Annotated in this window: 7 protein-coding genes and 1 tRNA gene; 2 read left to right on the forward strand and 6 right to left on the reverse strand. The window is 30.2% G+C overall.

Features of this window, described 5'->3' with window-relative positions:
• Positions 1-21 precede the first annotated feature (21 nt).
• Both L1S49_RS13355 and L1S49_RS13360 read right to left on the reverse strand, forming a co-directional pair.
• Entirely contained in the window at positions 22-1,317 is a 1,296-nt protein-coding gene (locus tag L1S49_RS13355) for a GHKL domain-containing protein (protein WP_238905276.1), read from the reverse strand.
• A 465-nt stretch (positions 1,318-1,782) separates the two neighbouring features.
• Positions 1,783-1,857 (reverse strand) — tRNA-Arg (locus tag L1S49_RS13360).
• 184 nt (positions 1,858-2,041) lie between these two features.
• On the opposite strand from L1S49_RS13360, the gene L1S49_RS13365 reads away from it, so the two are divergent.
• Entirely contained in the window at positions 2,042-3,145 is a 1,104-nt protein-coding gene (locus L1S49_RS13365; protein ID WP_343073978.1) for an exosporium glycoprotein BclB-related protein, read from the forward strand.
• 227 nt (positions 3,146-3,372) lie between these two features.
• Here the strand turns inward: L1S49_RS13365 and L1S49_RS13370 are convergent, their stop codons facing one another.
• Positions 3,373-4,740, reverse strand: a complete 1,368-nt coding sequence (locus L1S49_RS13370) for a bifunctional glycosyltransferase family 2 protein/class I SAM-dependent methyltransferase (RefSeq protein WP_238905277.1) — start codon at positions 4,738-4,740, stop codon at positions 3,373-3,375.
• Between the two features lie 200 nt (positions 4,741-4,940).
• On the opposite strand from L1S49_RS13370, the gene L1S49_RS13375 reads away from it, so the two are divergent.
• Positions 4,941-6,020, forward strand: a complete 1,080-nt coding sequence (locus L1S49_RS13375; RefSeq protein WP_238905279.1) for a glycosyltransferase family 2 protein — start codon at positions 4,941-4,943, stop codon at positions 6,018-6,020.
• Between the two features lie 45 nt (positions 6,021-6,065).
• Here the strand turns inward: L1S49_RS13375 and L1S49_RS13380 are convergent, their stop codons facing one another.
• The 3 genes from L1S49_RS13380 to L1S49_RS13390 all read right to left on the reverse strand — a co-directional run bounded on the left by L1S49_RS13380 (position 6,066) and on the right by L1S49_RS13390 (position 9,631).
• Positions 6,066-6,926: a pyridoxamine kinase gene (locus L1S49_RS13380; protein WP_238905281.1), complete on the reverse strand. Its 861-nt coding sequence runs from the start codon at positions 6,924-6,926 to the stop codon at positions 6,066-6,068.
• An 86-nt stretch (positions 6,927-7,012) separates the two neighbouring features.
• Entirely contained in the window at positions 7,013-8,632 is a 1,620-nt protein-coding gene (locus L1S49_RS13385; protein ID WP_238905288.1) for a DUF2207 domain-containing protein, read from the reverse strand.
• A gap of 15 nt (positions 8,633-8,647) precedes the next feature.
• Positions 8,648-9,631, reverse strand: coding sequence for a DUF4003 family protein (locus L1S49_RS13390; protein WP_083553575.1), 984 nt, complete (start codon positions 9,629-9,631; stop codon positions 8,648-8,650).
• Positions 9,632-9,819 lie beyond the last annotated feature (188 nt).

Consider the following 9,819-nt stretch of genomic DNA (forward strand, 5'->3'; position numbering starts at 1 on the left):
AAATAATTCAGAGATTTTATCTTAAGTATTAGTTATTTGTAGCTCTTGTATAAAGTAATTATCTATCATTTTTGTCTCTAAAAATACATTATCATAGTCATCTATTATCTTTTTTAAATTGTTTAATCCAAGTCCTCTTCCTGATCCCTTTGTAGAATAATTAGGTTTAAATATCTTATTTAGAGAAATATTTTTTTCCTTGTAGCTATTAGAGATTACAATAATTATTGCTTTTTCTGTTTTAATAAATGCGAGCTTTAACTTAAATTCTAAACTTTCTTTAGATGCTTCAATTGCATTATCTAATAAAATTCCTAATATCCTACTTAAATCTATAATATTCATTTTTATATCATCTATGTTTTCAACAACCTCTACATGAACATCTAAGCCTAACTCCTGCGCTCTTATAAGCTTAGAAGAAACTATTCCTTTTATCTCGGGTATATGGATATTTTTTATTGCTCCAATTTTAAAATCCTTTTTTTGCATACTTTTACTTACAGGAATTATATTTTCATAAAAATGTCTTTCTAATCCGTCCATATCTCTATTATCTATATATCCGATCATTGATGATATTATGTTTATATAATCATGTCTAAATACTCTCATATCAGAATAAAGCTTTTCCAAACTCTCAGTATATTGTTTTAGATTCTCAAATTCCTTTTGTTTATTTCTAAATTCTAACTCCTTAGTTAAGCTTCTAATTAAAACAAAAAGAATTACTCCCAGCAAAATAAAGTATGTTAAAAATAAAATTCCATTAGCTCTTAATACATCTTCATTAAAACCAGCCTTGCTACCTAGATAAATGTTTGTATAAAAAATAATTAACGTTAGTAGTAAGCTTAAAACTATAAGTACTCCATACCTTCCTTTTAGATTGATATTAGTTAACTTGATTTTTTTATTTAATAAGTATCCTATAACCTTGCTTATGGTTATGCATATAAAAAACTCCAGTAAGGCAACTCCTATATTAAAATTTCCTCTAGTTACATTTATACCAAATAAGGATATATATGTATTACTAACTATATAATCTGCAACCACTCCTATAAGTACTGCCCCTATTGGAATTATTATGCTTATCATGAGGTTCTTATCATATTTATATAAAATAACTCCTGTTATTATTATCATTGGAATTATGGCTAAAAACTCTTCTATTTGAGCTACAGGTACTGCAATAAACTCTGCGGCTAATATCATTATAAAAAGATCTTTAAGATTTAATTTGTAGCTAACTAGATTTATTATTGACACATATATCAATAATACAGTTACTAATATTTGTATGTATATGGGCATATATCCTATATTCTCCTCTATTTATTACTTTATTACATTATAAACCATTAATATTTCCATCACAACCTATTTTTAACCATTAAATAGGTTATTTGATATCTTTTTAAGTGATTTGTTAATCTCTTTCTTGTATTATCTCTTTTTCTCTTAGTTTTTGTATGTAATTCATGGTTTATCTTCTACAGTAATAATGTGTATAAAAAAACCATAGGATAACGTTCAGATTAAACTGATACATTTCCTATGGCCCCTTTTCTACACATTTATTTTATAAGTGTGTATCTTAATTCTATTGTACACTAAAATAGTGTGAATATTCACTTTTTTTTGTTAAAATTCTATTTAATTTGTGTTTAATAATTATTTTCTCAATTTTTCTGTATATAATTTACTTATTTGGATTTAATAACTGTAACATAATAAAGCCGACTTAAACTTTGAGTTTAAATCGGCTTTATTTATTCTTGGTATCCCCAGTAGGAATCGAACCTACATTTGTCCCTTAGGAGGGGACTGTTCTATCCATTGAACTATGAGGACATAAATTACTATTAAATTCTAATACATTGTTTTCCTTATGTCAACTTTCACCCTATTTATATTTGTTATCAGAAATTAAAAATGTCTATGTTTATTATAAAATGTGGCAAATCTCACCAAATTCCATAATCTATATATAGGAGATATTTTATTTCTAATTATATATTAGGAGGTACTTTTAAATATGGTATATAGATTAAATAATGGTTGTTGCAATAATGCTTGCTGCACACTTGTTTTTAGAGGTGCCACTAGTGCTACTGGCGCTACTGGTGCTACTGGACCTACTGGTCCTACTGGTCCTGGTATTGGGGTTACTGGTGCTACTGGTGTTACTGGCGCTACTGGTGCTACCGGAGTTACTGGTCCTACTGGCGATCCTGGTATTACTGGCGTAACTGGCGCTACTGGTGCTACTGGTGCTACCGGCGTAACTGGCGCTACTGGTCTTGCTGGTGTTACTGGTGCTACCGGAGCTACTGGTGCTACTGGCGCTACCGGCGATGCTGGTGCTACCGGAGCTACTGGTGCTACTGGCGCTACTGGAGATACTGGCGTTACTGGTGTTACTGGTGTTACTGGTGTTACTGGTGCTACTGGCGTTACCGGTGCTACTGGCGCTACTGGTGTTACTGGTGTTACTGGTGCTACCGGAGCTACTGGTGCTACTGGCGCTACTGGAGATACTGGCGTTACTGGTGCTACTGGTCTTGCTGGTGTTACTGGTGCTACCGGAGCTACTGGTGCTACTGGCGTTACCGGTGCTACTGGTGCTACTGCTGCAGGTGCTATAATCCCATTTGCTTCTGGTACACCTGCTGCACTTACTACTATAGCAGGTGGTTTGGTTGGTACTACTAGTATTATTGGATTTGGTTCAAATGAAACAGGTATAAGCATACTTGGTGGTACTATAGATCTAACTGGTATTAATAATTTTGCATTCTCAGCTCCTCGTGATGGAACAATTACTTCTATCTCAGCATACTTCAGTACAGCAGCTGCCTTAACACTTGTAGGAACTACTATAACAATTACAGCTCAATTATTTAGTTCGCCTACACCTGACGATACCTTTACTGCTGTTCCAGGTGCAAGTGTAACTTTAGCACCAGCATTAACTGGTATAGTAGCTATAGGAGCCGTAAGTAATGGAATTACAACTGGTTTAGCTATTCCTGTAACCGCTCAGACTCGTCTTCTATTAGTATTCTCAGCAACTGCTGCTGGAGTAACACTAATAAATACAGTACTTGGATATGCAAGTGCAGGTTTAACTATCAACTAGTTATTCTATAGTTTATAATAACTATAAGAATCTAAAATAATTTAACCATGCATCCTTTTAGAAATCTATTTCTAAAAGGATGTTTTTTTATTCTACATTAGATTCCTTCTTTCTCAGCTTCATCAAGTTCATTTACTATAAGCTATACTTATCTAAAGAATAAAAAAAGATAATATACAAGTATTTTATACATGTATATTATCTATTAATTAAAAATATTCCTATTTTTAGTTTATTCTTTGAGCTTTAACAAGATATTGATATGCATCTAATTGCCATTTTAAGCTATCATCAATTAATGGAGATATTTTATTAATAAATTCATCATCTTGAGGACTTCTTCCTATAAATACCTTTAGATAAAATCTATCAACATAGCCCGTATTAATAAACATTTTTTTAATTTCATTAAAAGTAAAAAATCTTAAATGTGTTCTATCTAATAATCCAGCATCCTCATAAGTCCAGTTTCCATTTAAAAGTCCTCTTATAACACTATAGTGCATAACATTTGGTATACTAGCTACTACAAAGCCATCCTTTTTTAGAAACTTCTTTAAATCTAATAATACTTTAGAAGGATCATGTAAATGTTCTAGTACATCTCCAAATATAATATAATCAAAAAATTCCTCTTCACATTCTATTTTATCAGTTTCTATATTATATCCTAGCAGTTTAACATTTTTCCCAGCAATTTTTGCTGCGTTTAAATTATACTCTACCCCATATATATTAGCATTTTTATAAAGGTCTTTTATTCTTATTAATGTAGCTCCGCAAGCACATCCAACCTCTAATACATTTATCGCCTTATCTTTTGGTGAATCTATAAGTCCTATAATGTCATTTCTAACTCCACATGAATAGCCTACATCAAAACCCCACTTAGCTTTAAATTTAATTCCATTAGTAGCCATTAAATGATTAAAAGCTACTAAATCTGCACTAAAACTTAGGCTTCCATAGTGGTGAATAAATGTATCTTTACATAAAATTAATTTGTATCCTGCCTCAGTAATTCTAAAGCAATAGTCATCATCTTCATAATTCCCTGGTGAAAATCTTTCATCTAGGAGCCCTATCTTATCTACAACTTCTTTTTTTACAAGTAAACAAAATCCTATTAATATAAGTCTATGCTCCCAATTTTCGCTATTGGATTTATTATACTCTTCAGCAAACACTTTCATTTCTTCTAGATTATTATAAGTCACAGCTATATTTTGAAAATTAGAACAGTTATTAGTAACAGGTCCAACAGCCCCTACACTTTCATCACTGTATAAAGCAGTAGTTAAATTCTCAAGCCAATTTTTTGTAACTACAGTATCATTATTAAGAAGTAATATATTATCTCCTGTGGCTATCTCCATTCCTTGATTACATCCCTTAGGAAATCCTTTATTATCTTCATTTAATATTGCTATTATGTCCTCTTGCTCTTCTAACCACTTAGGCGTTTCGTCAGTTGAATTATTGTCTATAACGATTAATTCATATGAATCTTTTTCTGTAAATTCTCTAATACTTTCTATACATTGTTTTGTGTATTCAAGTTTATTATAAGTTAATATGATTATACTAGTTTTCATCTTTTCCTCCAAAAATTTTACTTACTATATAAATTATTATTATATCTCCTTACCTGTTCATGAAATTTATAATTTATATATATAAATTGTATTTTCTTAGCATTTCATATTATTTTGGAGGGATTTACAGTGTACATTTATAGAGTAAATTCATAATATACTTTGAAAGTATTTTTATAAATTACAAAAGAGGTGCACTTATGAATGAAAAAATATCTATAAGTTTATGTATGATAGTAAAAGATGAGGCTGATGTTATTGCAAGATGTCTAAACTCTATTCGAGATGCTTTAGATGAAATTATAATCGTTGATACTGGTTCTACAGATAATACTAAAAGTATTGTAGAAGAGCTTGGTGCTAAGGTTTATGATTTTGAATGGATTGATGATTTTGCAAAGGCTAGAAACTTTTCTTTTAGTAAGGCCACTAAAGATTATATTATGTGGTTAGATGCCGACGACATTTTATTAGAGGAAGACGTAAATAAACTTATAAATTTAAAAAGTAATTTTGACACAACTATAGATTCAGTAACTATGAATTATATTTTAGGTCAAGATGAATATGGCAATGCTACAAGCCAACTTAGGAGAAATAGACTTGTAAAAAGGAGCAACAACTTCGAGTGGATAGGGCCAGTTCACGAGTATCTATCTGTGTATGGTAATATCCATAGCGCTGATATTAATGTATATCACAAGAAACTTAAATCTAGCGGCAATAGAAACTTAAGAATTTTTGAGGCAAGAGCTTCAAGAGGAGAAGAATTTTCTCCAAGAGATACATTTTATTTTGCTAATGAGCTTTATTATAACAATAGAACTGATGAGGCTATAACTTACTATGAAAAATTTATAAACTCAAAACAAGGATGGGTTGAAGATAATAAAACAGCTTGCTCAAATATAGCTGAATGTTATGCTAAAAAGAAAGATATGGATAGCTTTATGCATTATTGTTTAAAAACATTCCAGTATGATATACCTAGAGCTGATTTTTGTTGTAAAATAGCTTATTATTTCTTTAGTAGCAATCAATTAGATCAAGCTATATTTTGGTATGACTTAGCTACAAAACTACCTGAAAACAAAGGTTCCCTTGCTTTAGTTCAAGCTAGCTATTCTACCTGGATTCCTCATATTCAATTATGTGTTTGTTATTCTAGACAGGGTAAATTTGTAGAAGCAAACCTTCATAATGAACTTGCTGCAAAATACATTCCGAATAACCAAAGTGTAATTCATAATAGAGAATACCTTGCTACACAATTAAAATAAATAAATAGAAGCCTTCTAAAAATCATACTAGAGGGCTTCTATTTATTATAGTTCTTTAGAATCTATTAAATAATAATCATCTAAAATAAGTTCTTTTAAAAACATTTCTAATGGTAATCCTTCACGTATATCCTCTACATGATGTTTACCTTCTTCTATAAGTTTATATATAAAGCTACATGCTCTACTCACGCTTTTATCAAAACTTTCCCCTTTTAGTATGTACGAAAGCATTATAGATGCAAAGGTATCACCAGTTCCCGGAAATGATATGTTTATATGCTGAGTCTCAACCTTATAGAATTTATTTAGATCTTTGTCATAAGCCAAAGTAAATACATTTTCATTACCAAAAGCTTTTACAGAAGTTAATACAACTTTTTTAGGACCCAATTCTGCTAGGTTAATCAAAATTTCCTTCCAGTATAATAAATCTTCTTTGTCCTTATATTCTTTACCCAATATCATTAAAGCTTCTGTTACATTAGGCGTTATAATATCTGCATGTGATACTAGATCTTTCATTTCTAAGACCATTTCATTTGTTATTGATGAATATAGTTCTCCATCATCTCCCATTACGGGGTCAATTAAAACTATATTATCTTTAGTTTTAAAGTATTCTATAAACTCTTTTATTATTTTTGCTTGTTTAGGAGAACCTAAATATCCAGAATATATACAATCAAAACTCAAATTTAACTTCTTCCAATGATTTATATGCTCCTCCATATATTCAGTTAAATCTCTTACAGCAATATCCTTATACCCGCCTGTATGAGTAGACAACACAGCAGTTGGTACAGCACACACTTGAATTGCCATAGAAGATAATATAGGTACAATTGTATTTAAAGAAGCTTTTCCAAATCCACACAAATCATGAACAGCTGCAACTCTTTTCATATCCTACTCCTCCAAAAAAATAGTGGATAATAACACATATATCCACTATTAAAATATATATTAAATTATATCACAGTTAAAAGATTTTAGAAGGCACTACTTCCCCCTCCGCCACCAAAGCCTCCTCCTCCACTTCCACCGGAGAAGTTACTTGTAGAACTGCTGCTATCTGAGCTAGAGAAATTGTGGTTAAAATTATCATGATAACTACTTGCATAGAAATACATAAATCCATAGTTATACATAGGATTATATGAATCATAATAATTTGAATCTCCTTTTATAAAATCCTGTACATCATCAAATATATCTAAAGCTATAGCATAAGGTAATATTCTGCTCCATATGTTTAAGTCCTTTAAATCATCAACATCATTTAAGTTAGTAAAGTATCTCTCAAAAGCTCTCCACTTAAGTCTTTCATCCTCATACTCATTTGTTAATATCTGCTTTCCTAAAATATTTGTGTAGAAATTAAGATTTTCAGCATCTATATCAACTACATTTTCCCAGCTTGAGTATTCCTCTCTAAAGCTTTCACTCTTAGATACCTTTTGCAATTTTGAAAGTTTAACCTTCCCATTTTTCATATATCCTTTTAACCAGCCTATTAAATACTTTTCACTATCTAAAAGATAAGCCGAGCTATGATTTTCATCTATTGATATAGAGACATCTTCATAATCATCTTCACTGTAATTCCCCTCAAATTTTATTATTCCTTTGTTTGAGAGGTATAATATCGTCGCTAGAAAATCATTTATATCTATTCTTCCATTCACTAATATAGATACTAATGCAGGAGTTAAATCTGATGGTATATCTTCATATAGATTTCCGTTAAAGAATACATAATCTTCCCTATATTTATCTATTGCTTTTTTTCTACGCTTACTACTTAAATATAAAGGAATAGTTATTAAAAGTATTGCTATTGATATTCCTGAAGCTATAACAACTGTGGTAATTGTTTTTTGTTTTTTAGCCTCTTTAGAGTATTCATCATAGGTTTTATCTACTACTTTAGAAGTATTAATCCAAGTTGATGGAAATAATACCGAAGCTCCTATTACGTCATTATTCTCCATATCATTTAAAGTAAGCCTTATATATTTATTGTCAATATTTCTTAATTCTCCTCTTTTGGGACCCTCTCCACTATAAGTAACCTCTTTTGTGATTTCATTAGGAAGAGTCAAGAATACAGTAATATTATCTATTTTTACATCATCTTCATTCTCAAAAAACACCCATTTAAGCTCTGATAAATCACTATAACTGGTTACTACATTTTTTAATGTGTACCTTATCTTAAACACTTTTTCTTCATCTTGACTTTGGCTAAATATCTTTACTTCAGTTTCACTACTTGATTTATTTAACTGAAAAGTATTGTTGTTTTCGCTATTACTTTCATTTATAAATTCATCCTTGTTATTATTTACTATGGATACCTTAACATCCTCAACCCCATCAGAACCTTTTGTTTTTACGTTTCTTTTTATCCCATTAAACTTTCCTGTAAAATTGTATCTGTAGGTTTCTTCAACATTCATATTACCTTTATCATCGACTTTAGCTTCTATATTTATATTTGAAATATAATATTCCTTGGATGCTGCCCAAGTATTACTTGGACTTAGAAAAACAAAAAATCCTATAATCCCTAATATAAAAATAGCCATACTTCTACTAATAACTCTCATAAAAACCTCCTTAATTTATGATGATGATGCTGCCGCTGAAGCGGCTGCTGCAGATGCGGCTGCCATCATAGCCTGTTGCTGAGCAACTGCAATTAGCTGCATTGTTAACCCTGATGATATATCCATAAGTTTATTTTTTTCATCTGTATATATACTTGTAACTAAAATAGAGCTAAACATTGTTTTTATATGTGCCTGCACCCCATATTTATAACCTTTGGCATTTTTTATATCTTCATATACTTCTAGTATTTCATTACAAATCTCTGAATAATCATCAACGATTAAAGCAACTACTGCTATGGAAGCTAGATTATAACTATTAACTTTAACCCTTAATTGCTTTAACTTAACTACTATCTGATTAAACAGTTCTACCCTAAACTCATAGTCATCTCTCAGTGATAGAATATGAGATACTGTCTGAAGTCCATTGCTCCTACTGTATCCAATACTGTGCAATTTATAATATATATATTCTATTTTATCGCAAGTTCCTTTTACATCTAAATCTGTACATCCTAATAAAGCCGCATAAACATAGTCATCCTTAGATGTCAAAAACACATGATTATCTTTCATATCTTCATAAAATAATCTAGCTCTTTGAATATTTTCGTCCATATTTTCTTTATTAGAATTCTTCAAAAATGTGTATGCTATCATTGGACTATATTCATAGGAGGCTATTCCATTTTCTTTAAGTTTAATTGTCATTTCTTCTATCTCTTTAAAGGTAGTTTTATAATCTTCCTCAAAAGACAAAAGTAACGACATTAAAGATAAGCTGTTCCCTCTAAATTTAGAAAAAAAGCCAGTATTATCTTTAATATAAGTTTTTATTTCTTTAATTTTTTCTGTATCTGCCCTCTTACCTTTGCTAGCATAACTTAGTGCTATAAAATGATTAAATATAGCCATATCCCATTTAAATTCTTTTTTAGCATCACTATAATTATCTTTTAGTAATTCTAATTTTTCTTGTAACTCTACTCTCACAAATTATCACTCCATTTTATGAGTTATTTATTAACTCTTTATAAGTTTTATACTATCATTGGTTTTATCTCTTGTCAATATTTTACCATAAATAAAAAGAACACTCCATTTTAATTCAATGTCATTAAGTTAAGATGATACACTCAAAGAGTAGAGTATGTAGAAATACATGCCCTGCTTTTTTTTAT

It is taken from the genome of Clostridium sp. YIM B02506 (assembly GCF_022324845.1).
GTDB classification, from domain to species: Bacteria; Bacillota; Clostridia; order Clostridiales; family Clostridiaceae; genus Clostridium_T; species Clostridium_T intestinale.

Excerpts from the sequence above, each read along its gene's own strand:
- L1S49_RS13355 (WP_238905276.1), bottom strand. The coding sequence starts at position 1,317 with ATGCCCATATACATACAAATATTAGTAACTGTATTATTGATATATGTG.
- L1S49_RS13365 (WP_343073978.1), top strand. The coding sequence starts at position 2,042 with ATGGTATATAGATTAAATAATGGTTGTTGCAATAATGCTTGCTGCACA.
- L1S49_RS13370 (WP_238905277.1), bottom strand. The coding sequence starts at position 4,740 with ATGAAAACTAGTATAATCATATTAACTTATAATAAACTTGAATACACA.
- L1S49_RS13375 (WP_238905279.1), top strand. The coding sequence starts at position 4,941 with ATGAATGAAAAAATATCTATAAGTTTATGTATGATAGTAAAAGATGAG.
- L1S49_RS13380 (WP_238905281.1), bottom strand. The coding sequence starts at position 6,926 with ATGAAAAGAGTTGCAGCTGTTCATGATTTGTGTGGATTTGGAAAAGCT.
- L1S49_RS13385 (WP_238905288.1), bottom strand. The coding sequence starts at position 8,632 with ATGAGAGTTATTAGTAGAAGTATGGCTATTTTTATATTAGGGATTATA.